Annotated in this window: 18 protein-coding genes; 6 read left to right on the top strand and 12 right to left on the bottom strand. The window is 75.4% G+C overall.

Translation table 11 applies throughout. The features are described from left to right. Window positions 1-20: 20 nt before the first annotated feature. Window positions 21-2,486 carry a S8 family serine peptidase gene (locus BDZ31_RS11895; RefSeq protein WP_183342275.1) on the bottom strand — a complete coding sequence of 822 codons (2,466 nt, stop codon included), beginning with the start codon at window positions 2,484-2,486 and terminating at the stop codon, window positions 21-23. A gap of 208 nt (window positions 2,487-2,694) precedes the next feature. On the opposite strand from BDZ31_RS11895, the gene BDZ31_RS11890 reads away from it, so the two are divergent. Beyond that, entirely contained in the window at window positions 2,695-4,191 is a 1,497-nt protein-coding gene (locus tag BDZ31_RS11890) for a cytochrome P450 (RefSeq protein ID WP_183342273.1), read from the top strand. Window positions 4,192-4,290: 99 nt separating this feature from the next. Here the strand turns inward: BDZ31_RS11890 and BDZ31_RS11885 are convergent, their stop codons facing one another. From BDZ31_RS11885 to def, 5 genes are all read right to left on the bottom strand, one after another. Beyond that, window positions 4,291-5,151: a DUF1835 domain-containing protein gene (locus BDZ31_RS11885; RefSeq protein ID WP_183342271.1), complete on the bottom strand. Its 861-nt coding sequence runs from the start codon at window positions 5,149-5,151 to the stop codon at window positions 4,291-4,293. Between the two features lie 60 nt (window positions 5,152-5,211). Further along, the gene (locus BDZ31_RS11880) at window positions 5,212-6,057 is read right to left on the bottom strand and encodes a hypothetical protein (RefSeq protein WP_183342269.1); all 846 of its coding nucleotides are present in this window, start codon (window positions 6,055-6,057) and stop codon (window positions 5,212-5,214) included. 100 nt (window positions 6,058-6,157) lie between these two features. Beyond that, window positions 6,158-7,219 carry a hypothetical protein gene (locus BDZ31_RS11875; protein WP_183342267.1) on the bottom strand — a complete coding sequence of 354 codons (1,062 nt, stop codon included), beginning with the start codon at window positions 7,217-7,219 and terminating at the stop codon, window positions 6,158-6,160. 111 nt (window positions 7,220-7,330) lie between these two features. Then, window positions 7,331-8,050: a hypothetical protein gene (locus BDZ31_RS11870; protein WP_183342265.1), complete on the bottom strand. Its 720-nt coding sequence runs from the start codon at window positions 8,048-8,050 to the stop codon at window positions 7,331-7,333. Window positions 8,051-8,156: 106 nt separating this feature from the next. After that, window positions 8,157-8,744, bottom strand: coding sequence for a peptide deformylase (gene def / locus BDZ31_RS11865; RefSeq protein WP_183342264.1), 588 nt, complete (start codon window positions 8,742-8,744; stop codon window positions 8,157-8,159). A gap of 52 nt (window positions 8,745-8,796) precedes the next feature. Here def and BDZ31_RS11860 point away from each other — a divergent pair, with 52 nt between their 5' ends. Further along, window positions 8,797-9,315 (top strand): helix-turn-helix domain-containing protein, encoded by a 519-nt coding sequence (locus tag BDZ31_RS11860; protein WP_183342262.1) that lies wholly within the window; start codon window positions 8,797-8,799, stop codon window positions 9,313-9,315. Window positions 9,316-9,336: 21 nt separating this feature from the next. Here BDZ31_RS11860 and BDZ31_RS24950 read toward each other — a convergent pair whose 3' ends face one another. Both BDZ31_RS24950 and BDZ31_RS11850 read right to left on the bottom strand, forming a co-directional pair. After that, complete coding sequence (locus BDZ31_RS24950; protein ID WP_183342260.1) at window positions 9,337-9,987, bottom strand: FCD domain-containing protein; 651 nt, start codon at window positions 9,985-9,987, stop codon at window positions 9,337-9,339. An 8-nt stretch (window positions 9,988-9,995) separates the two neighbouring features. Further along, window positions 9,996-11,468, bottom strand: a complete 1,473-nt coding sequence (locus BDZ31_RS11850; RefSeq protein ID WP_183342258.1) for a glycosyltransferase — start codon at window positions 11,466-11,468, stop codon at window positions 9,996-9,998. Window positions 11,469-11,505: 37 nt separating this feature from the next. Between BDZ31_RS11850 and BDZ31_RS25970 the strand changes: the two genes are divergently transcribed. The 3 genes from BDZ31_RS25970 (at window position 11,506) to BDZ31_RS11835 (ending at window position 16,396) form a co-directional block, all read left to right on the top strand. Next, window positions 11,506-13,401, top strand: a complete 1,896-nt coding sequence (locus tag BDZ31_RS25970; protein ID WP_183342256.1) for an AAA family ATPase — start codon at window positions 11,506-11,508, stop codon at window positions 13,399-13,401. Between the two features lie 95 nt (window positions 13,402-13,496). Continuing rightward, on the top strand, window positions 13,497-15,008 hold the full coding sequence (locus BDZ31_RS11840) for a flavin-containing monooxygenase (RefSeq protein ID WP_183342254.1): 1,512 nt from the start codon (window positions 13,497-13,499) through the stop codon (window positions 15,006-15,008). A gap of 38 nt (window positions 15,009-15,046) precedes the next feature. Next, window positions 15,047-16,396 (top strand): DUF2254 domain-containing protein, encoded by a 1,350-nt coding sequence (locus tag BDZ31_RS11835; protein WP_183342252.1) that lies wholly within the window; start codon window positions 15,047-15,049, stop codon window positions 16,394-16,396. Window positions 16,397-16,470: 74 nt separating this feature from the next. On the opposite strand, the gene BDZ31_RS11830 is transcribed toward BDZ31_RS11835, so the two are convergent. The 3 genes from BDZ31_RS11830 to BDZ31_RS11820 are packed head-to-tail and all read right to left on the bottom strand — an operon-like array spanning window position 16,471 to window position 18,378. Continuing rightward, a complete protein-coding gene (locus BDZ31_RS11830; RefSeq protein ID WP_183342251.1) occupies window positions 16,471-17,028 on the bottom strand; it encodes an HhH-GPD-type base excision DNA repair protein in 558 nt (185 codons plus the stop codon). Window positions 17,029-17,069: 41 nt separating this feature from the next. After that, window positions 17,070-17,891, bottom strand: coding sequence for a hypothetical protein (locus BDZ31_RS11825; protein ID WP_183342249.1), 822 nt, complete (start codon window positions 17,889-17,891; stop codon window positions 17,070-17,072). 10 nt (window positions 17,892-17,901) lie between these two features. Continuing rightward, window positions 17,902-18,378, bottom strand: coding sequence for an autotransporter (locus BDZ31_RS11820; RefSeq protein WP_183342247.1), 477 nt, complete (start codon window positions 18,376-18,378; stop codon window positions 17,902-17,904). A gap of 162 nt (window positions 18,379-18,540) precedes the next feature. Here BDZ31_RS11820 and BDZ31_RS11815 point away from each other — a divergent pair, with 162 nt between their 5' ends. After that, on the top strand, window positions 18,541-20,889 hold the full coding sequence (locus BDZ31_RS11815; RefSeq protein WP_183342245.1) for an Ig-like domain-containing protein: 2,349 nt from the start codon (window positions 18,541-18,543) through the stop codon (window positions 20,887-20,889). Between the two features lie 122 nt (window positions 20,890-21,011). On the opposite strand, the gene BDZ31_RS11810 is transcribed toward BDZ31_RS11815, so the two are convergent. Then, window positions 21,012-21,956 carry an AraC family transcriptional regulator gene (locus BDZ31_RS11810; protein WP_183342243.1) on the bottom strand — a complete coding sequence of 315 codons (945 nt, stop codon included), beginning with the start codon at window positions 21,954-21,956 and terminating at the stop codon, window positions 21,012-21,014. Window positions 21,957-22,026: the final 70 nt, after the last annotated feature.

Here is a 22,026-nt window from a genome sequence, read left to right as displayed (position 1 = left end):
CGACGGAGCGGCCCCGACGTTCAACGCTTCGGCTTGGCCTTGGCCCGCGGCTTGGCCTTGCCCTGCGGCTTGGCCTTGCCCTTCGGCTTGCCGATCGCCTTCGCCTTCTTCATGCAGGCGGCGCGCTTCGCCTTCGCCTTCTTGCCGCGCTTCGGCAGCGCCTCGCAGCGGGCGACCGCGCGGATGCGCTTGGCGCAGAGCGTCTTCCGTCTGCCCTTCTTGGCGCCGCACGCCTTCATGATGCGCTGGTTCAGCTTGCACGCCGCGAGCGCTCTCCCGCGCTTGCCGGCGCAGGCCGCTCGCGCCGGCGCGCCCGGCCGCGGTCTCACGAGCGGCGGATCGGTCCGCGGAGCCGGGTCGACCGGGCCGCCGGGGTCGGTCGGGCCGCCCGGATCGGTCGGGCCGCCGCCCGGGTCGCTGCCGGGATCGCCCGGGTTGCCGGGGCCGCCCGGGTTGCCGGGGCCGCCCGGGTTGCCGGGGCCGCCCGGGTCGCCGGGGCCGCCTGGATCGCCGGGGCCGCCTGGATCGCCGGGGCCGCCTGGATCGCCGGGATCGCCCGGATCGCCGCCGGGGTCGCCCGGTCTCGCCGGCGCCGCCGCGATCGCGGCGGCCGCGTCGACGCGGCCGCCCGTGACGGTCCTGCCGGCGAGCGAGGCGGTCGGGACGGTGCCGGCCTTGATCGCCGCTGCGACCTCGTCCGGCGTCGCCCACGGCGCCGCCGCGCGCACCAGCGCCGCGACGCCGGAGACGTGCGGCGCCGCCATCGAGGTGCCGCTGTAGGTGGCGTACTCGGGTGCGGCCGCGCGGTCGTCGGTGCGGCAGTGGGACCGCATGCGCGCGACCTTGAGGCCGTCGCCCTGCTGCCCGTCATCCTCCTCGTCGACGACGGCGGCCAGCGCGTGCGCGGGCTGCCCGGGGAACGCTTCGAGCGAGAGCGCCCACGGGATCGTCGCGGCGCCGGTGCTGCCGCGGTCCACGGCGATCGCCGCGAGGAATCTCCACTCCGGGTCGGTCGCCGGCCGGTCGATCAGCCCGACGGCCGCCAGGTCTCCGGTCGCGACGTCGACGCGGAAGCCGAACGAGAACGAGCAGCCGAAGGTGCCGGTGCCCGCGAGGTCGGGGTCCGCGAACGCGAACGAGGAGGCGCCGCGCGCGTACGGGCCGCCCGGGCTGTCGGACAGGTGACGGAGCGTGCCGATCGTCTCGACGCCCCAGCCAGGCGTGCCCGCCCAGCGCGACAGGTCCGTGAAGTCCTCCGCGAACGTGACAACCGAGGGCGCGACCGAGCTGACGACGCCGGTGCCGGGCGCGCCGACGTCGACGCTCTCGGCGCCGTAGTTGGAGTAGTCGGGGTCGAGCTTGCCGGTGGCGTCGAGCGCGGCGACGCAGACGAGGTGGTCGCTCGGCACCGAGCAGGGGAGGTCGCCGACCTCGTCGACGTCGATGGCGTCGTTGCCGGCGGCGCCGACGATGACCGCCCCGCGGGCACCGGCGTCGTCGAACACCTCGGTCCACGCGACCAGCTCGCTCGGATCCTCCAGCGGCCCGCCGAGGCTGAGGTTGATGACCGTCGCGCCGTTCTCGGCGGCGTAGCGGATCCCGTCGAAGATCGCGGCCCACGTGCCCGAGCCGGTCGCGTCGAGCACGCGCACCGGCATCACCTTCGCCTCCGGCGCGACGCCGGCGACGCCGATGCCGTTGCCGGCCGCCGCCGCGACCGTGCCGGCGACGTGCGTGCCGTGGCCGTCGAAGTCGTCGGGGTCGTCGTCGGGGACGGCGGTGCCGATCGGGCCGAGCTGGGCGAAGTCCCAGCCGTGGACGTCGTCGACGAAGCCGTTGCCGTCGTCGTCGATCCCGTTGCCGGCGATCTCGCCCGGGTTGGTCCAGAGGTTGGGCGCGATGTCGGGGTGTCCCATGTCGACGCCGGTGTCGACGACGGCGACGACCTGGCCGGCGCCGCGCGTGACGTCCCACGCGTCGAGCACGTTGACGTCGGCGCCCGGCGACCCGTCGAGGTGATTGCCGTACAGGTCGGTCGCGCTCTGGCCGGTGTTGTGGAGGCCCCACAGCTCCCCGAAGCGGGGATCGTTCGGCGCCGCCGCGCGCGTGCTGGCGCGCCGGTTTGGGACGGCCCAGGCGACCCCCGGCTGGCGCTCGGCCCGCGCGACGGCGGCGTCGAGGTCGCCGTCGACCGCGACCAGCTGCGTGCGCGGCAGCTCGAGCGTGCGGACCAGCGCGGCGCCGGCGCGGTCGCGCGCGAGTCCGCGCTGGCGGGCGGTCGCGCCGCGCTCGAAGCGCACGATCAGCTCCTGCGGCGCGGCGGCGCCGGTGGCGGCGTCGACGCGGGTTGCCTGCGCGTCTGCGGCGAGCCGCTTCAGCGGGGCGGGATCGATCGGCGGCCGTTGCGCCTGCGCCTGCGCCGCCGCCGCCGGCAGCAGTGCGGCGCCGATGGCGGCGGCGAGCGCCGCGGCCGTCCTCTTCACCATTCTTCGGGGCTCCTCTCGTCGTCGGCAGGCGGTCCGCTCCGCGGGCCGCAGCGCTTGCGCGGCCGCCCGAAGGCCGTCCAACCCTGTCGTCGGCAGGAGCGCGCTCGAACCGCAAGCGTGCGCGGACTCACACTGGACGATGACATGACTTGATGTAACATCGAGAACTGTCGAGTTCGCACCGCCGTCCAGCACGCCAGGAGCCGTCATGACCGCCAGCTCTCCCGCCGCCGCGCCGCAGCCCGCCCCGTCCGTCGCGCCCGACGCCGAGCTCGACCCGGCCTCCGCGCCGCTCCCGCCCGGCCCGCGCGGCGCCGAGCTGCTGCGCTGGATGGCCCGCTTCCGCACCCAGGAGGGGCCGCTGGAGGTGCTCGCCGACGTCGGGCGCCGCTACGGCGACGTCTGTCTCTTCGACCTCCCGCGCCAGCGGCTGGTGATCGTGCGCGGGCCCGAGGCGGTCAGACGGGTCCTCGTCTCCAACCAGGACAACTACCGCAAGTCCAACCAGTACGAGCTGCTGGAGCCGGTCCTCGGCAAGGGGCTGGTGACCAGCTCCGGGCCGCTCTGGCAGCGGCAGCGCAAGCTCGTCCAGCCGATGTTCGCCAAGCGCCACCTGGCGCCGTTCGCCGACCACATGGCCGCCGCGGCCGGCGCCGCGCTCGACCAGTGGGAGGCGACGCGCCGCGACGGCGAGCAGGTCGAGGTCTCGGCCGAGATCCTCCAGATCGGGCTCGACACCGTCGGCCGCGCGCTCGTCGGCCACGACTTCACCGGCCGCGCCGCCGAGTTCGGCGAGGCGCTCGCCAACGCGCTCCACCAGGCCGGGGCGCTCGGCCGCTCGACCGGCGTCTCGGTCGGCCAGTACCTGCGCGGCGCCGACATCCAGAAGGCGGCGAGAGTCACCCATCCGCTGCGCTGGCGCAGCGGCATCCGCAGCGCCGAGGTGCTGACCGGGATCGGGCGCGAGCTGATCGACGAGCGGCTCGCGCACGGCCACGGCGAGCGCGACGACCTGCTGAAGCTGCTGATGGAGGCCGAGGACGAGGAGACCGGCGAGCGGATGGACCGCGAGCAGGTGCTCGACGAGCTGATGACCTTCCTCGCCGCCGGCCACGAGACGACCGCCCACGGGCTCTCGTGGATGTACTACCTGCTGTCACAGCACCCGGAGGCGCGCGAGCGGATGGAGGCCGAGGTCGACGAGGTGCTCGGCGGCCGCGTCCCGACCGCCGACGACGCCGAGCGGCTGCCGTGGACGCGCGCCTGCTTCGAGGAGGCGATGCGGATCTTCCCGCCGGTCTGGCACGTGCAGCGGGTCGCGAACGAGGACGACGTCGTCTGCGGCCGCCGGATCCCCGCCGGCGCGCTCGTCTTCGTCTCGATCTGGTCGACCCACCGCGACCCGGCGGTGTGGCCCAACCCGGCCGGCTACGACCCGCGCCGCTGGCTCGGCGACGAGCCGAGACGGCGGCCGCGCTTCTCCTACCTGCCGTTCGGCGGCGGGCGGCGGATCTGCGTCGGCCACGGCTTCGCGATGCTGAACGCGACGCTGCTGGCGGCGATGATCGCGCAGCGCTTCCGCTTCGACTTCGTGCCCGGCTCGAAGATCGTGCTCGACCCGACCGTGACGATCCGCCCGCTCCACGGGATCCCGATGACGATCCACCGCCGGGAGCGAATCGGGGCGGTGGGCGCGAAGGCGTGAGCGGACGGGCGTGCGGCTGGGCGGCCCGCGGGCGCGGCGGGCGTGAGCCGGCGCGCGGCGTGAGCGGTCGACGCCGGGGCCGGATCGTCGCGCGGCGCGTCAGTCGAGCCGCACGACCCTGCGCGCCTCGGCGTCCCAGGCCCATGCGGGGCGGCCGGGACCGAGCTGGACGCCGCCGATCCAGCGCTCGGGCGTCGGCCGGCGCGCGCGGCCGGCCCGCACCTCCTCGCCGGCGGCGGTGAGCGCGTAGCGGGGCGGGCGGTCGGGGGAGACGGCGCCGTCGACCAGCGGCGCCAGCTCGTCGGCGAGCGCCCACAGCGGCAGGTCGCCGATCCACGGCACCGGCTCCCGCGCCGCGACGCGCGCGAACAGCTCGTGCGCGTCGAGCGGGCCGTCGGCGAGCGCGACGAGGATCTCCGCCTCCAGACGGCCGAGGCCGGTGCGGGCCTCCGGCAGCTCTTCGCACAGGCGCGCGAAGGCCGGGACGGCCTCCCAGGCGCGCGGGTCGGGCGAGCGCAGGGCGGCGAACGGCTCGCGCGTCGGCGTGCACGGCTCGCGGTCGAGGAAGTCGGGGTGGAGGTCGGCGCGCGGCGCGTGCGACAGCAGCACGCGCGTGACCGGGCCGGGCCGCCCGGCGAGGCGGTCGCAGACCTGCGCCAGCTGGAGGGCGTCGTAGAGGTCGGGCTCGAACCACAGCACGACCTCGTCCTCGGGCGGGTGGTCGGCGAGCCGGCGGTCGCGCTCGGCCAGCTGCGCAAGCGCCGTCGCCTCGTCGATCCAGCCGCGCGCGGCGAGGTGCCCGGCGCGGACGCGCGCGAGTGCGGCGGGGTCGAGACCGGCGGGGACCGGGCCGTCGTGCAGCACGTCGCGCCACGGCACGACGTCGCCGACCGGCACCCCGGCCGCCGCCGCGACGGCCGGCACGATCACGTCCCCGTTGGTGACGTGGAGCGCGGACATCCCACGTGAGCCTACGCCGCAAGCCGCTTGCGCGAACGTCGAGCGGCCCGCGAGCGCCGCTCATGCGGCCTGCAGGCCGCGCAGGCTCAGCATCCGCTCCGCAGAGCGATGATGGCGCGGAAGCACCGTGGGGAATGCGTCGACCGTCTCGGCGAAGAGCTCGATCGCGTCGTCGCGCTGCTCCTCGACGAGCAGCAGCTCGGCGGCTCCCATGCCACGGGTCAGACGGTCGCGGGCGCTGTCGTAGCGATGCTCCAAGCTCCAGCGCAGCGCCTCGGAGGCACGGCGCTGCGACTCGAACGGGAGCAGGCCCGGCGTGGGAAACACGGACTCGCTGACGCCGATCCAATGGCGTGCGAGCGCGACGTCGTGCTCGGCGTGCTCCTCCAGCCGATCGGCGAGGTGCATCAGCTCGCGCCGCGCGAAGTCGGCTATGTGCGCGGCGCGCCTGTCGCGCGGTCCCCGCAGCGCGGCGGCGAGCAGTCGCTGGAGGGTCCGCAGCCGCTCCAACTCGAAGCTCGTCCCCGCGCTGCGCAAGTGCTTGGCGTGGTCGAGGAGCTTCCACGTGGCGAGCCGCACGTCTTCGCCCAGCGCCTCGGTCTGCAGGACGACGCGCTGGATCCGCTCGTGCGCGTGCGTTCCTTTCGTCAGTCGGCTCTCTGCGTCCTCGGCGACGCGGATCGCCGCGTCGACGCCCTCGCTGTGGACGATCGCTTCGACCAGCAGTTCGGCTGCCCAGGCGTACAACCAGCCGTTCGTCGTCGCGGCGTTCCCGGCGAGCAGCTCAACCGCCGCGGAGGCATGTCGCTCCTGATCGGCGACCTCGAGCGCGTCGCGCGCTTCACGCGCGAGCTCGAGAAGCATCAGCGCTCTCTCGGCGCGGCGGCTGTGCAGGGAGATGGCCATGTCACGCTCCACGTCGACCTCGCTGGACACGAGATCCACGTCGAGCAGAACCGGCATCGCACACCGTTGTGGTGCCATGTACCCAGCGGGGGCCGGGCGGTTACGCGGCGGTGACGGCGAGCGCCTCCGCGAAGCGCTCGACGAACTGCTCGGACTGGCGCGGCGTCGTCCAACCGCGCAGCAGCGCGCCGAAGCGCTCGACGACGGTCCGATCGTCGACGGCAGCAGGCAGCTCAGGTGGTTCGTAGTACAGGTCGCCGTCGCCGACGATCGCGATGAGGAGATCGACCACATCGGCGAACACGGCGACGTCGAAGCCGTGCTCCGAAGCCGTTCGCGCCCCGGCGAAGACGCGCGCGTCGAGTCGATCGAGCAGGCTCGTCAGGTTCGCGCGAACGAGGTGATCGCCGAGGATTCGCTCGGTCGTGTCGGGCATGTCTCCGAAGACGCGAACGCGCTCGGGACCGTACGTCACGTCGTGCGCGAAGTCCGGCCATCGCGCGCGATGCGCTGCTTCGATCGCGTCGAGGAACGGCTCGGCGACCGCGAGGACCTCGGCATGCCGAGCGCCGAGGGCGAGGTGCTCGATGCCGAGGAGCCGGCACTTGAGCGCCAGGATCTGATGCAGCCCGTTGACGACGAGCAGCTTGCGCTCTCGGAACGGCGCGATGTCGTCGACGACGAGGACGCCGCCCGACTCGAGCTGCCGCAGCACCTCCGGCTGGCTCGGCGCCTGTTCGACGACCCATTCCCAGACGGCGTGCACGAGCACTTGACGTCGACGATCCGGAAGCCGCGCTGTCTTCGGCGCGATGCAGACGCGATCGACGACTGCGTGGCAGACCGTCAACCGACCATCGTTCGCCAGGCGTTCGTAGCAGGGATGAGCTCTGTTCTCGCAGACGATCAGCACGGTCTCGCGACCGTCGCGCGCCGAGGCGATCTCGCGCACGAGAGGCTCCGCGGCGGGGGCGTCGTCTCCCAGCGCACAGGTGACGAGAAGGGGAGCGTCGTCAGCGATCCAGCCCTTGACGAGCTGCGGCAGCTGGTCGATCCGGTTCGCGTTGCTCGCCGCCTTGGCGACGATCTGCCGCTGGGGGCGACTGGGGCCGCGCTCGGAGAGGAGGAACGCGTTTCGTTCCGCGAGCACGCCCGGCTTCAACGGTCGACCGACGAGGCAGAGGTCGGCGGCCCGCACCTCGATGAGGTGCTGCGCCACGAGGCCGAGGCCCAGCTTCCCGGGGCCGATGTGGATGCAGCGCACCGCGTCCGCTCAGGCGGGGATCTTCAGCTCGGTCGCGAGGTGCGGCGCCGCGGCTGCGCACACCGGACAGCCGCCGCCGACGTGGCCGCGGATCGCGTCCCGCACGGAGACTCCAAGGGTCGTCGCCGCGTCGCTTCGATATGCGGCTTGCACGCGTGCGGGGTGGACGTGCGGCCGCAGGGAGGCGAGCGGCGCGGATGCAGCCGCCGCGCGAGCCGCGGCGGCATGCGCCGGCGCATCGGCGGGCAGGCTGAGCGCGGCGACCTCGAAGGCGCGGCGGACCTCGCCGCAGCGAAGGTAGTCCTCGGCGGGCCATGCGACGCCTTCCGTCTGCCGGAAGGCGATCTGACACGCCCGCAGGCGGTCGGCCGCGTCGCCGCCGCCGGCACCGCCGTGGAGCTCGCGCGCGCAACGGACGATGTCGCGCTGGAAGCGCGTCACCTGGGGGTCGCCCATGACGCCGGCGAGCTCGCGCAGCCACGCGAGGTAATCGGCGCTGAAGCGGAGGCGGCGGAGCGCTTCGTGGCGCGGCTGCCGGGCGATCGAGTCGGGCCGGCATCCGAGATGGACGCCGATCTCCTCGTCGTTCCAGCCGGTCCTGTCCTGCAGCAGCGTGACCGCGCGCATCACAGCACGACCCTCGCGCTCCAGGCGATGGGTGACGACGGCCTCCCAGAAGGCGGGCGTGAACAGCCCGTGCTCCTCACGCGCGGGCGCATCTCGTGTCACTCTGGGCTGATCCGGCATCCGTTCCCGTCGTCGTCGAGCGAGCGAATCGTGTTCATGAACGCTAGCGGACCTGGACCACGGACGCGGGTGGTCGATTTCAACGTCGTCAGCCGGCCGCTGCCCGCTCGCGAAGCTCGCGCATCGCGCGGCGGCGCTCGTCGCGGTCGGCGCGGTCGAGCATCAGGATCCCGTCGAGGTGGTCGAGCTCGTGCTGGAGCACGACGGCGTCCGGTCCCTCGGCGTCGATCGTCAGCTCGCCGCCGTCGAGGTCACGGCCGGTCATCGTCACGGCGGCGGCGCGCTCGACCGCGACGGCGATCCCCTGGATGCTGAGGCAGCCCTCGTAGCCGCGCTGCCGCTCCGGCGAGACCCACGTCAGCCGCGGGTTGACGATCGCTCTCGCCGGCCCGGTGTCGGTGAAGCGGTAGACGAACAGCCGCCGCAGGCTGCCGACCTGCGGCGCGGCGAGGCCGGCGCCGTCGGCGGCAACCATCACCTCGCCCATCCGCGCCGCCTGCGCGCGCAGCTCGCCGTCGAACGCGCTCACCTCGCTCGCGGTCGCGCGCAGGACGGGATCGCCCCAGTGGCGCAGCTGCGCCAGGGCGGAGCGCCGTCGCGCCGCGGCGGCTGCTTGCTGTCGCGCGTCGTTGCCCGCTCGCCCGTCGGTCTGCACCTGCTCGTCGTCATGCTCCATGCGGATCAAGATATCGCAGGAGATATCCGCTATCGCGTGTACGCTATCTGCCATGGGTGAAGAGCTGACGCCGTTGTTCGTCCGCCTCTCGGCGGAGCAGGCCGAACGGCTCGACCGTGCCGTCGCCGCGATCGACGCGCGCAAGAAGGACCTCGTCGCCGGCCTCGTCGACCAGTACGTCGACCCCGACTCGCCCGCCGGCCTCGACGCCCTCCGCGCCGTCGCGAGCGTCGGCCGCGGCGAGCTGGTCGCCGGCGCCGTCGCCGCCCCCGGCGCGGCCACGGCCCGGCGGCGCGGCGCCCGCACCGCCGACGCCGATGCCGAAGGCGGCACGGCCGGCCAGACGGGCGCGGCGTCCGCCAGCGCGGGCGCCGCTGCGGAGGCGGGCGACGACCTCGACGATCCCGCCCGCCCGATCCTCACGCCGACCGGCGCCGCCGCGCTGCTCGGCGTGCGAGCGGTCGACGTGCTGGAGCTGGCCGAGCACGGCGAGCTGCCCGGCCGCCGCGTCGCCGGCCAGTGGCGCTTCGCGCGCGCTGCCCTGATCGCCTGGGTCGCCGGCGAGTCCTGAGCGCCGCCGGCCCGCCCGCGCTCACCGCCGGGCGCGCAGGAGCGCGAGGGTGCGCTCGAGGTGGGCGGCGAGCAGCTCGCCGGCCGCCGGGTCGCCGGCGGCGACGGCGGCGGCGAGCGCGCGGTGCTCGGCGACGATCTCGGCGCCGCGCTCGTCGGCGGCCGACAGCGCCGTCATGCCCATCCGCGCCTGGCGGTCGCGGAGCGAGTCGTGGAGCGCCAGCAGGATCGCGTTGCCGGTCGCCTCGACCAGCAGACGGTGGAAGCGGCGGTCGGATTCGACGAAGCCGCGCGCGTCGCCGGCGGCGGCGAACCGCTCCTGGGCCGCGATCTCCGCCTCCAGCCGCGCGACCAGCGACGACGGCGCCCGCCCGACCCGCTCGATCGCGTGGCGCTCGACCAGCAGCCGCGTCTCGATCACGTCCTCGACCTCGGCGGCGGAGACCGGCACGACCAGCGCGCCCCGCTTCGGGTAGAGGCGCAGCAGCCCCTCGGCCTCCAGCCGCAGGAACGCCTCGCGCACGGGCGTGCGGCTGAGGCCGACGAGCGCCGCGACGTCGCCCTCGCTGATCAGCTCGCCGCCGGCGTAGCGGCCGTCGAGGATCCGCTCCTTCGTCGCGGCGTAGGCGCGCTCGGTCGCGGTCGCGCGCGGCTCTGCGGAAGCGGGCGGCACGGATGCATCTATATCGCATGCCTGGCTGCGTCTCCGACCAGCGTCGCCAGCAGCCCGGCCCACCGCTCCAGGTGGCGGTCGCCGAGGAACTGGTCGACGACGCGGGCGTACGCGGCCTCGCCGAGCCGGTCGGCCAGCTCCGGATCGGCGAGCAGCCGCTCGAGCGCGCAGCCGAAGGCCGGCAGGTCGCCCGGATCGGCGAGCAGGACGCCGTTGACGCCGTCGTCGATCTGGTCCTGGATCCCGCCGACCGCGCTCGCGACGACCGGCCGGCGCTTCCACATCGCCTCCGCGACGGTCAGGCCGAAGCCCTCCGCGATCGACTTCTGCACGACGACCGCCGCGTGGCGCTGGACGGCGTTGACCACGGCCGCCTGCTCGTCGGGGTCGTGCATCGGCATGCAGGCGAGGTGGATCCGCTCGCGCGCCGCGTGCGGGAGCGCGTGCCAGCGGCGCATGCAGTCGTCGAGCACCGTCGCCGCCTCCGGGTCGTCGGCGACGCCGGTGACGGCCGGCCCGACCAGCAGCAGGTGGGCGCCGAGCGCCCGGTCGACGTGCGCCGCGAAGCCCTCCATCACGCCGGCCATGTCCTTCATCCAATCCCAGCGCGAGACCTGTGCGACCAGCGGCGCGTCGGGCGGGGGCGGCGGACCGGTCTGGAGCACGTCGACGGCCCGGACGACCCGTCCCGGCGAGCCGTCGCGGTGGAGGAAGGCGAGCGGCGCGCTGGGCTCGGCTCCGGCCAGCAGCCCGGCGGAGCAGAGAGCGTGGAGGACCTCCTCGTCCGGGATCGCCGCGTTCTTGGCCGCGAACGGGTCGATCGACGGCGGGATCGCGTGGACCCGCTCGCGCTCCGCCCACGGCGGCGCGAACGACGGGCGCGAGACGACGATCGCGTCGACCGTTTCCAGCCGCGGCCGCAGGAACTCCCACGCCCGCGCCGTCCACTCGTTCTGCTCCTCGGCACCGATGTGGCAGCGCCAGACGACGATCGCTCCGGCCCGTCGCGCGGCCGCCGTCAGGCCGGCCGGCTGGGGATCGTGGACGATCACGACGTCGCCGGGCCGCACGACCGCCGCCAGCTCGTCGGCGTTGCGGCGGGCGACCTCGTCGTAGCGGGCCCGCTCGGCCGGCCCGAGCGGTCCGCCGTCGCCGTCGGAGCCGTACAGCCCGTTGTGGAGCCGCTTCGTGATCGCGAAGAACTCCGGGTCGCCGTCGATCACGAGCCAGCGCGCGTCGACGCCGGCGCCGCGCACGTAGGCGAGCAGCGACTGCAGCATCTCCGCGACGCCGCCGCCGGCCGCGGTCGAGTTGACGTTGAAGACGACCCGACCGCCGAGCGCATCTCGCATCGCGGCGGCGATGCGTCCGAACCGCTCGATCCGCTCCCGCCCGACGATCGACGCGAGCCGGCCGACGTCGAGCGCCTGCACCGGGACCTCCCGCAGCCGTCTCGTGCCGGTTCCGTCTGAAAGCGCCATCTCGTCTGTCTGCTCGCGAGCGGGCAGACTGAACCGCGTGACCGCCGCCTCCGACACCGGCTCGCACCTGCCCCCGCTGCTGCGCGCCCTCGCCGACCCCGCCCTCCACGGCCTCGCCGACGACGACGTGCAGGTGCGCGAGACGCACGCCTCGTGGGTCGTGCTCGCCGGCGATCGCGCCTGGAAGGTGAAGAAGCCGATCGCCTTCGCCTTCCTCGACCAGCGCACGCCGCAGCGCCGCCGCGCCGCCTGCGAGGCCGAGCTGGAGCTGAACCGCCCGCTCGCCCCCGACCTGTACCTGGCCGTGCGGGGGCTGGTGCCGGGGAGCGAGGGGAGCGGGGGGGCCGGCGCCGATCGCGCGCCGGCCATCACGCTCGCCGACGCCGACCACCCCGACGCGGCCGAGTACGCGGTCGAGATGCGCCGCTTCGACGAGCGCGAGACGCTCGCCGGCCTGATCGCCGACGACGCGCTGGAGGCGCGCCACCTGCGCGCCGTCGCCGAGCGGCTCGCCGAGTTCCACGCGCAGGCGCCGCTCGCGCCGCCGGCCGACGCCCCGCACGACGCGCCGGCCGCGGCCGCCGCCGCGCTGGAGCGCCTGAACCGCAACGGCGAGGAGCTGATCGCGCTGCTGGACGAGGGCGGCACCGCCGACCCGCCCGTCGGCGGCTCGCCCGCGGGCGCTGCGCGGGCCGCGCCAGCCCACCCGCGCGCCGGCGGCTCGCCCGCGGGCGCTGCGCGGGCCGCGCCAGCCCACTCGCCCGTCGTCGCCGCCGCCGCCGCGCGGTCCGCCGTCCTCGCCCAGTTGCGGGCGTCGGCCGCCTACGCGGTCGGCCGCGCCGAGCTGCTGGCGGAGCGGGCGCGGGCGGGCAAGGTGCGGGAGGTCCACGGCGACCTGCGCGCCGAGCACGTCCTGCCGGGCCCGCCGGTCCGGCTCGTCGACCGGCTCGAGTTCAACCGCGCCTGGCGCGAGGTCGACGTCGCCGACGAGCTCGCCTTCCTGGCGATGGACCTGACGGCGCTCGGCCGGCCCGACGCCGTCGCGGCCCTGCTGGCCGCCTACCGCGGCGCCGGCGGCGACCCCGGCGACGCCGGGCTGCTCGCCTTCCACGCCGTCTACCGCGCCCACGTGCGCGCGAAGGTCTCGCTGCTGCGCGCGGCGCAGGAGCGCGACGACGGCGAGGAGGAGGCGGCCGCCGCCGAGCGGGAGCGGTCGGCGGCGCTGCTCGCCGTCGCCGAGCGGTACGCGTGGCGGCTGCGGCTCCCGCCGGCGCTCGTCGTCTGCGGGCCGTCGGCGAGCGGCAAGAGCGTCCTCGCCGCGGAGATCGGCCGCCGCGCCGGCGTCGAGCCGATCTCCTCCGACCGCGTGCGCAAGCGGCTCGCCGGCGTCGCGCCGACGGAGCGGGCCGGGCAGGCGGTCTACGACGAGGCGATGAACGCGCGCACCTACGAGGCGCTCGGTCGCGCCGCCGCCGAGGCGGTCGCGGCCGGCGAGCCCGCGATCGTCGACGCGACCTTCCGCCGCCGCCCCGACCGCGACGCCTTCGCGCGCGGGTGGGAGGAGAGCCGCGCCGCCGGGGCCGGCACCCGCGCCGCGGTCGGCGCGTCCACCGCCGGGGCCGGCACCCCCGCCGCGGCCGGCGCGTCCACCGCCGGCGCCGGCGCCCCCGCCGCCGAGGCCGTCGCCTACGTCGAGCTGACCGCGTCGCCGGAGCTGCTGCGGGCGCGGGCGCGGCGGCGGCTCGACGACCCGGAGCGCGTCTCCGACGGGACGCCGGAGCTGGCGCTGGCGCAGCTCGCCGCGTTCGAGCCGCTGAGCGAGATCGCGCCCGCGCGCCACCACCTGCTGCGCGCCGACCGCCCGCCGGCGCAGCTCGCCGACGCCCTCGCCGCCGCGCTCGACGGCCTCCTCGCCGCCCCGCCGAGCGCCTGAGCACGGCGTCCCGGCCGGCCGGCCGGGACGCTCCGCGAGAGCGCCGCCGCGCCGAACTGGCTCGCCAGCCAGTCGAGTCGGGAAAGATGTGCTCCATGCCGACCGAACCGCTGGAGCATCTCGACGTGCTGATCATCGGCGCCGGCCTGTCGGGCATCGGCGCCGGCTGCCATCTCATGGCCGACTCGCCCGGCAAGTCGTTCGCGATCCTCGAGGCCCGCGCGAGCAGCGGCGGGACCTGGGACCTCTTCCAGTACCCGGGCATCCGCTCGGACTCCGACATGTTCACCCTTGGCTACAACTTCAAGCCGTGGACGGAGGCGAAGGCGATCGCCGACGGGCCGTCGATCCTCCGCTACATCCGCGAGACGGCGCGCGAGCACGGCGTCGAGGAGCGGATCCGCTACGAGCATCGCGTCGTGCGCGCCGAATGGTCCTCCCACGAGGCCCGCTGGACGGTGACCGCCGAGCGCGCCGACACCGGCGAGACGGTCCGGCTGACCTGCGACTTCCTCTTCGGCTGCACCGGCTACTACCGCTATGACGAGGGCTACACGCCGAGCTTCCCGGGCGCCGAGCGGTTCGCGGGCGAGATCGTCCACCCGCAGCACTGGCCGGAGGGCTTCGACTACGGCGGCAAGCGCGTCGTCGTGATCGGCAGCGGCGCGACCGCCGTCACGCTCGTCCCTTCGATGGCCGACAGGGCCGAGCACGTGACGATGCTGCAGCGCTCGCCGAGCTACGTGATGACGCTGCCGGCGCGCGACCCGATCGCCGACCTCCTGCGCAGGCTGCTGCCGGCGAAGACCGCCTATCCGATCGTGCGCTGGAAGAACGTCGCGCTCTCCTCGCTCGTCTTCCAGGTCAGCCGCCGCGCCCCGCGGCTGATGAAGCGGCTGATCCGCAAGCAGGTGCAGCGCCAGCTGCCGGAGGGCTACGACGTCGACACGCACTTCAAGCCGACCTACGACCCGTGGGACCAGCGCCTCTGCCTCGTCCCCAACGGCGACCTCTTCCGCGCGATCCGCGGCGGCGGGGCCTCCGTCGTCACCGACCGCATCGAGACGTTCACCGAGCGCGGGCTGAAGCTCGCCTCCGGCCGCGAGCTGGAGGCCGACGTGATCGTCACCGCGACCGGGCTCAACCTGCTCGTCGTCGGCGGGATGGAGATCGCGATCGACGGCAGGGAGATCGACCTCTCCGAGACGGTCGGCTACAAGGGCATGATGTTCAGCGGCGTGCCGAACCTGGCGATCACGCTCGGCTACACGAACGCCTCCTGGACGCTGAAGGGCGACCTCGTCGCCGAGTACGTCTGCCGCCTGATCAACCACATGGACGCCCACGGCTTCCGCGTCGCGACGCCGCTCGCGCCGGCGCCCGGCGCGAGAACCGAGCCGTTCATCGACCTCCAGTCCGGCTACGTGCTGCGCTCGATCGAGCAGCTGCCCAAGCAGGGGCCGCACGCCCCGTGGCGGCTCCACCAGAACTACGCGCGCGACGTCGTGATGATGCGCCGCGGCCCGCTCGAGGACGAGGGGATCGCCTTCTCCGCCGCGGTCGCGCCGGCGCCGCCGCCGCGCCCCGAGCCGCTCGCGGTCGCGTAGCCGTCGAGCCGTCCGGCCGGTCCGCCACCATCCCGGCGATGCGGACCGGCCGGGGGGAGACGATCGACGGCGCCGGCGCCGCGCCGCCGCTGCACGAGCAGCTGTCCGCGAGGGAGCGGTCGGCCAGCTGGCGGCGCCGCTTCCTGCTGCGCGAGCGGCTGTCGCGCAGCCTCCTGTTCGTGCCCTGCCTGTGGATCGTCGCGGCGCTCGCGCTGGGGGAGGCGATCCCGCGGCTGGAGGGGGAGCGCGACCTGCTCGACCTCCAGCTCGACCCCGACACGGCGCGCACGATCCTCTCCTCGATCGCGAGCGGGACGATCGCCTTCACCGGCCTCGTCGTCTCGATCGCGGTCGTCGTCGTGACGTTCGGCGCCAGCCAGTACACGCCGCGGCTGGTCGGCCGCTTCCGGCGCGACCCTGCTGTCAAGCACGCGCTCGGCGTCTTCGCGGCGCCGACCGTCTTCGCGCTCGTCTCGCTGCGCGACGTCGGCCGCGACGGCTCGACGGTCGTGCCGAGCCTCACCGTCGGCGTCAACATCCTGCTGCTGGTCGCCGCGCTGCTCGCCTTCTTCGCGCTCGTCAGCCGCCTGCTCGACCTGCTGCGGCCGCGCCGCGTGATCGCCCAGGTCGTCGAGCGCGGCGGCGAGGCGATCCGCGAGGCCTACCCGTTCCCCTACGACTCCGGGCCGCCGCGCGTCCCCGAGCCCGCGTCGCCGGTCGCCGCCGTCGTGCGCAACGAGGGGCGGCCTGGCGTGCTGTCGGCGCTCGACCGCGCCGCGATCGTGCGCGAGGCGGCGCGCGCCGGCGTCGTCGTCGAGGCGGCGACCGGGATTGGCGGCTTCGTCGGCCGCGGCGCGCCGCTGTTCCGCATCCACGGCCCCGCAGAGCGGCTCGACTCGCGGCGGCTGCGCGAGAGCGCGCTGCTCGCCGAGGAGCGGACGATCGCGCAGGATCCGGCCTTCGCGATCCGCGCGATCGTCGATCTCGCGCTGCGGGCGCTGTCGCCGGCGGTCAACGACCCGACCACCGCCGTGCAGGCGCTCGACGGGATCGAGGAGCTGCTGAACGTGGCGGCCGGGCGCGACCTCGAGCGCCGGCAGCTCGCCGACGAGCAGGGGACGGTGCGGCTGATCTGCCCCAACCCCGGCTGGGAGGAGCTGCTCGACCTGTCGCTGACCGAGATCCGCCGCTACGGCGCCGACTCGCCGCAGATCCCGCGGCGGATGCGGGCGCTGCTGCTCGGCCTGCTGGAGCGGGCCCCGCAGGAGCGCCGGCCGGCGGTCGAGGCGCAGCTGGAGCGGCTCGACGCCGCCGTCGCGTCGTCGTTCGCGGACGCGGTCGAGCGCGACCACGCGCTGACGCCCGACCGGCTCGGGATCGGCGGGTAGCGGGCGCACGGCTCGCTGCCGATCCGCGGCCGTCGCCGGTCAGACTCGCGGCGGTCGCCGGGCGCGCCGCCCCGTCAGCGTGCGGCCGGGCCGCCTGCCCGGTTCCACTCCGCCTTGTGGACCTTCTTCGCCGCCTGGTAGTCGGCGAGCGCCTGCGCGGAGTCGACGTCGCCGAGCGTCGGGTGCCACGGCACGAGGGCTTCGGCGGCGGCGACGCCGAAGCGGCGGTGGAGCACCGCGCCGAGCGACTTCACCTTCATCTCGCCGAAGCCCGGCAGCGCCTCGATGTTCGCGCGCAGCTCCTCGCCGTCGGCGGCGTCGGTCCAGATGCGCGCCGCGTCGCCGTCCCAGCGGTCGCGCACGTGGACGGCCAGCTCGCGGACCCGTCTCGCCATCGCGCCGGGGAAGCGGTGGATCGCCGGCTTCTCGCGGAAGATCGGCTCGAGGTCGGCGTCGGCGAGCGCCGCGGCGTCGAGCGTCCCGAACCGCTCCTTGAGCACGAGCGGCCCCATGAACGCCTTCTGCACCGTCACCTGCTGGTCGAGCGCGAAGCCGACCAGCAGCGCCATCGGCTCCTGCGCGATCAGCGCGTTGGCCGCGTCGGAGTCGGTGAAGCAGAGCCGTTCGACCATCGCCGGATCGTAGTGAATCGGCGCGACGGCGCCGTGCCCGCTCAGCCGGTCGCCGGCCGCGGGCAGGGGGCGACCGCGCTTGCGCGGGGGCGTCTGCCGTCGGCGAGCCGCAGCTCGAGCTCGAAGCGGAAGCCGGCGCGCGGACAGCGCCGCGGCAGGACGATCCCCTCGGGCCGGTACCAGCTCGCCCGCGCGCCGCTGCCGCGGCGGTAGCGGATGTCGCGCGCGCCGATCTCGAACGCGATCTGGGTCAGCGCGACGACCGCGTCGAACTGGTTGGGGACCGGCGGCACGCGCATCACGAGCGAGCCGCCGAACGGACGCGGGGCGGGGCCGATCTCGCCGGCGAAGGCGAGCGTGACGCCGAACGGCCGCTGGCCGTTGGCGAGGAAGAGGAGACCGAAGCGGTCGGCTCTGAACGGCGCGGCGAGCATCGTCACGTTCGCCAGCTCCGGGATCACGAGCGAGCTGGCGCGGTCGTGGCCCCCGAGCCGGACCTCGGCGCGGGCGGTGCCGCGGCCCATCACCGCGTTCGGCGAGCAGCCGGCGAGGCGGACCGCGGCGATCATCACCTTCTCGAAGTCGGCGGCCGGCCGCGAACAGGTCGCCGCGCCGAGGCCGCTCGTCGCGATCCCGAGCGTGTCGGGGAAGCGCAGCCGCAGCTCCTCGACCGGCGCGGGGAGGTGGCGCGGGGCGATCTTGAGGCCGACGGCGACCGGCGTCTCGGCGCCGAGACGGGCGTCGCGCGGGAAGGCGGCGGTCAGCCGCACGCCGGGGTCCGACGCGGCGCCGGCCGCGGCCGCGCCGACGCCCGCGGCGATCATCGCCGCGAGCGCGGCCAGGACGGTCCCGCGGAGCGTCATCGTTCGCGCGTCAGTAGGTGAGGCGCCCGCGGGCGGTCACGGTCGCTGCCCACGTGCGGCGGTTGACGACGCCCTCGAAGCGCGCGGTGCCGCGCGCCCGCGCGTAGCGGCCGGTGCCGCCGGTCACCCGCATCGTCCCGCCGAAGCGGGCCGTGGTGCCCATCGAGCGCGGCCTGCCGTTGACGCTCATCGTCAGCGTGCCGCCGCGCGTGACGATCTTCAGCGAGCCGGTCACCTTCGTCGTGACCTTGAAGCGCGTCGTGACCGTGCCGGGCAGCGTCCCCGTCGCCGTGCCGGCCTGGTAGATCGTCGAACCGGATTTCTTGACGAGGTGGAGGCTCGCGCGCTCGGTGACGTTGATCGTGCGCGACGCCTGCGCGACCGGGGCGGCCGTGGCCGACCCCGCGGCGACCGTCAGCAGCGAGACGACCGCCGCGATGCATGCCGTCCACGCCGTCGCCCGTCGAACCGCCAGATGCCCCGTCATGCCGTCCTCCTCGTTTCGACCCCCGCGCACCCCAGATGCGCACGGCAACGATCCACCCTATAGCGTGGATGAGCCATCTGCGCCGATCGGCGGTGTCGCCCGACGTGCGAACAAACCGCGACCGGCCCGCAACTTTCGCCGGCCGCGGTGTTGGAAGAGGGCGTGGGTGCATTGGACAGCGTGCGGCGGGGGCTGCTGCTGGCGGTGGCGCTGGTCGCCGCCCTCGCGATGACGACGGCGACGGCCGGAGCCGTCGAGATCGGGATCTCCGACTCCGACGAGGAGACGCTCGCGGAGCCGTATTGGAACGGCCTGAACGTCAACCGGGTGCGCGTCGTGCTGCCCTACGACGTCGCGACGGCGCCGGAGAGATCGGCCGGGGCGAGACGGCGCGCGCGGTTCGAGAGATATCTCGCCGCGGCGGCGCCGAAGGGCGTCGACGTGATGGTCGCCTTCTCCGCCAGCCAGGAGGTGCGCGCGCCCGGCTCCGGCTACCCGGTCGCGCCGACCGCCGACCAGTTCGCGGCCGGCTTCGCCGCCTTCCGCGCGAGATATCCGCAGGTGCGGACGATCGCGCCGTGGAACGAGCCCAACAACGTCGACGCCCGCCAGTACCCGCTCAGCGGCGACCCGGCGCTGGCGGCGCAGTACTGGCTGCGCGCGAAGGCGATCTGCCCGACCGACTGCCTGCTCGTCGCCGGCGACTTCGCCGGGATCCCGGGCGACGACGCCTACGTCGACGCCTACCAGGCCGCGCTCGGCGACGCCCGCCCCGACGTGTGGGCCTTCCACGCCCACAGCGACATCAACGCCTTCCAGGCCGGCGGTCCCGACAGCGCCCGCATCTCGCGCTACTACCTGTCGAAGTTCCAGGGGCCGTGGGCGAACGCGCGCATCTGGATCGACGAGATCGGCGCCCGCTTCCGCGCTCCCGACGGCGTCGTCTGGGGCGACGCTTCGCAGGCGCAGGCGACCTCGTTCCTGCTCGGGCTGGCGACGCTCGACCCCCGCATCGACGCGATCTACTACTACAACTACTCGAACAGATGCGCGATGCCGATCAGATGCGCGCAGCAGGATCGCGGGCTCGTCTCGCCGAGCCCGATCGACGGCAACCCGCCCGAGTACGACGGCTACAACCGGCCCCGCCAGGCATGGCAGGTGATCGCCGGCCGCGGCCCCGTGATCCCGCCGGCCGCGCCGGTCCCGCCGGTCGTCACGATCGACCAGCCCGCGCAGGCGGCCGCGCTCAACACGCCGGCCCCGACCTTCGCCGGCGGCGCCGCGGTCGGCGGTCGCGCCGAGGCGGCGGTCACCGTCCAGGTCTTCCCCGGCACCGGCGCCGACGAGGGTGCCGTGCCGGTCCAGGCGGCGAGCGGCCCGGTCGGCGGCGACGGCCGCTGGGCCGCGAGAACCGGCGCGCTCGCCGACGGCGTCTACACCGCGCGCGCCCAGCAGGTCGGCAACCCCAGCTCGTCGGGGATCAGCCAGGACACCGTCTTCACGATCGACACCGTCGCGCCGACCTCGACCGCGACGACCGTCCCGCCGGCGCAGACCGGCGCCCGCAGCGCGACCGTCGTCGTCGCCGCCTCGGAGGCCGGCTCGACCTTCACCTGCTCGCTCAACCGCGCGAAGGCGACGCCGTGCGGGCCGACGATCCGGCTGCGGAGACTGCCGATCGGCACGCACGTGCTGCGGATCCGCGCCGTCGACCCGGCCGGCAACGTGCAGAGCACGCCGACCGTCGTGAAGTGGCGGGTCGTCTCGCTCGCGACGGCGCTGGTGCCGCGCAGCGCCGACCTGCGCACCGCGACCGGCAGCGGGCTGCCGCTGCGCGCCTCCTGCGCCGACGCCTGCCGCGTCGTCGCGCGCCTGTACATGCCGCGCAGAGCGGCGATCGCCGCCGGCTTCGTGCGCAAGCGCGTCTCCCGCAGCGACCCCGCGCGGCCGAGAGGCGGCGACTACGTCGTCGTCGCGGGGAAGTCGCTGACGCGCAAGCGCGGCGGCAGCGCGTCGCTCGCGCTGAAGGTGCGGACCGGCTCCGGCGGCGCGCGCGTCAGCAGCGCCGAGGTCCGCGTCGGGCTGGTCCTGAGACCGCAGGGCTCGAAGGCGACGGTCGTCAGCCGGCGCGTGACGCTCGCCCGCAGCGGGCCGCTGCGTTCGGTCGCCGCGCGCGGGCTGCCGGTCACGGTCGCCTGCTCGAGCGCCTGCTCGGCGCCGGTCGCGCTGTGGGCGCCGCAGTCGCTGGCGAGATCGCTGCGGGTCCCGGGGCGCGCCGTCGCCGGCAGCAGGCGCAACGGCCTCCCGCGGGGCCGCTACGTCGCGCTCGGGCGCACGACGATCAGACGGACCCGCGGCGGCGGCAGCGACCCGTCGCTGACGGTCCCGCGCGCGGTCCGCTCGCGGCTGAGCGTCCGCGCCAGCGCCGGCCTGCGCGTCACCGCGAAGGCGAGCGGGCCGGGCACGCCGGCGCGCTGGCTCAGCTGGCCGCTGACGCTGCCGCGCTGAGCGGCGCCGCGCTCGCGGCGCCCCGTTCCGCGGGCCCGCTCCGCCGCCGCGCTCGCAGCGCCCCGTTCCGCGGGCCGGCTACGCCGCCGGCGCCCGCTCAGGGCGCCGCGCGCCGCGGCGGCTCACGCTGCGGCGGCCGCCGCCTCGCGGTGCTCGCGGGGGCTGACGCCGCGGACGCGCTTGAAGGCGGCGCTGAGCGCGAACGGGCTGCCGTAGCCGACCTGGAGCGCGACCGAGCCGATCGTCGCGCCCGGCTCGCGCAGCAGGTCGGCGGCGAGCGCGATCCGCCAGTCGGTCAGGAAGGCCATCGGCGGCTCGCCGACCAGCTCGTTGAAGCGCCGCGCGAGCGTCGCGCGCGAGACCCCGACGGCATCGGCCAGCGACGCGACCGTCCACGGCCGCGCCGGGTCGTTGTGGAGCAGGCGCAGCGCCGGGCCGACGACCGGGTCGCCGTAGGCGCGGAACCAGGCCGGCGCCTGCGACTCCGGCCGCGCCAGCCACTCGCGCAGCATCGTGATCAGCAGCAGGTCGAGGAGGCGGTCGAGCACCGCCTCCTGGCCGGGCGCGTCCTTGGCGATCTCGTCGGCGAGCAGCGGCAGCAGCAGGCAGTCGCAGTCGTCGTCGCGCATCACGACCAGCTGCGGCAGCGCCCGCAGCAGCCGCCCGCCGACCTCGCCGTCGAGCTGGTAGGTGCCGGTCAGCAGGACCGTCTCGCCGTCGGCGCTGTTGCCCCACGTGCGGACGCCGAGCGCGGTCAGCGCCTCGAGCTCCTCGCCGTCGGGGGTCATGCAGCGCTGGCCGGGGAGGATCAGCGCCTGCGGCTCCGTCGCGGGGTCGTCGGCGACGGTGTAGGGGGCGGGGCCGCGGACGATCGCGACGTTGCCGGCCTCCAGCCGCGCCGGCTCCTCGCCGTCGAACCACAGCCACGCCGAGCCGCGCACGATCGCGACGAGCGTCAGCGGCGCCTCGTCGGCGATCCGCAGCGACCACGGCGGGTCGAGCAGCGAGCGGAGCAGGAAGGCGCCGCGGGCGCGCGGCCCGTCGAGCAGTCCGGCGAGTGCGTCCATGGCAACGACCTTAGACGGTCGCGTATGAGATTGCGAGACACAACCATGGACAGTCTCACATGTGCGCACT

The sequence above is a fragment of the Conexibacter arvalis genome, assembly GCF_014199525.1.
GTDB lineage: Bacteria > Actinomycetota > Thermoleophilia > Solirubrobacterales > Solirubrobacteraceae > Conexibacter > Conexibacter arvalis.
The sequence above is the reverse complement of the archived record's forward strand: the minus strand, read 5'-3'. Positions and strand labels throughout refer to the sequence as shown.

Coding starts and splice junctions, on each gene's coding strand:
- BDZ31_RS11885 (WP_183342271.1), bottom strand. CDS start 5,151: ATGTCCGCGCTCCACGTCACCAACGGGGACGTGATCGTGCCGGCCGTC.
- BDZ31_RS11880 (WP_183342269.1), bottom strand. CDS start 6,057: ATGGCCATCTCCCTGCACAGCCGCCGCGCCGAGAGAGCGCTGATGCTT.
- BDZ31_RS11895 (WP_183342275.1), bottom strand. CDS start 2,486: ATGGTGAAGAGGACGGCCGCGGCGCTCGCCGCCGCCATCGGCGCCGCA.
- BDZ31_RS11835 (WP_183342252.1), top strand. CDS start 15,047: ATGCGGACCGGCCGGGGGGAGACGATCGACGGCGCCGGCGCCGCGCCG.
- BDZ31_RS11830 (WP_183342251.1), bottom strand. CDS start 17,028: ATGGTCGAACGGCTCTGCTTCACCGACTCCGACGCGGCCAACGCGCTG.
- BDZ31_RS11825 (WP_183342249.1), bottom strand. CDS start 17,891: ATGACGCTCCGCGGGACCGTCCTGGCCGCGCTCGCGGCGATGATCGCC.
- BDZ31_RS11850 (WP_183342258.1), bottom strand. CDS start 11,468: ATGGCGCTTTCAGACGGAACCGGCACGAGACGGCTGCGGGAGGTCCCG.
- BDZ31_RS11860 (WP_183342262.1), top strand. CDS start 8,797: ATGGGTGAAGAGCTGACGCCGTTGTTCGTCCGCCTCTCGGCGGAGCAG.
- BDZ31_RS11890 (WP_183342273.1), top strand. CDS start 2,695: ATGACCGCCAGCTCTCCCGCCGCCGCGCCGCAGCCCGCCCCGTCCGTC.
- def (WP_183342264.1), bottom strand. CDS start 8,744: ATGGAGCATGACGACGAGCAGGTGCAGACCGACGGGCGAGCGGGCAAC.
- BDZ31_RS11810 (WP_183342243.1), bottom strand. CDS start 21,956: ATGGACGCACTCGCCGGACTGCTCGACGGGCCGCGCGCCCGCGGCGCC.
- BDZ31_RS11840 (WP_183342254.1), top strand. CDS start 13,497: ATGCCGACCGAACCGCTGGAGCATCTCGACGTGCTGATCATCGGCGCC.
- BDZ31_RS11820 (WP_183342247.1), bottom strand. CDS start 18,378: ATGACGGGGCATCTGGCGGTTCGACGGGCGACGGCGTGGACGGCATGC.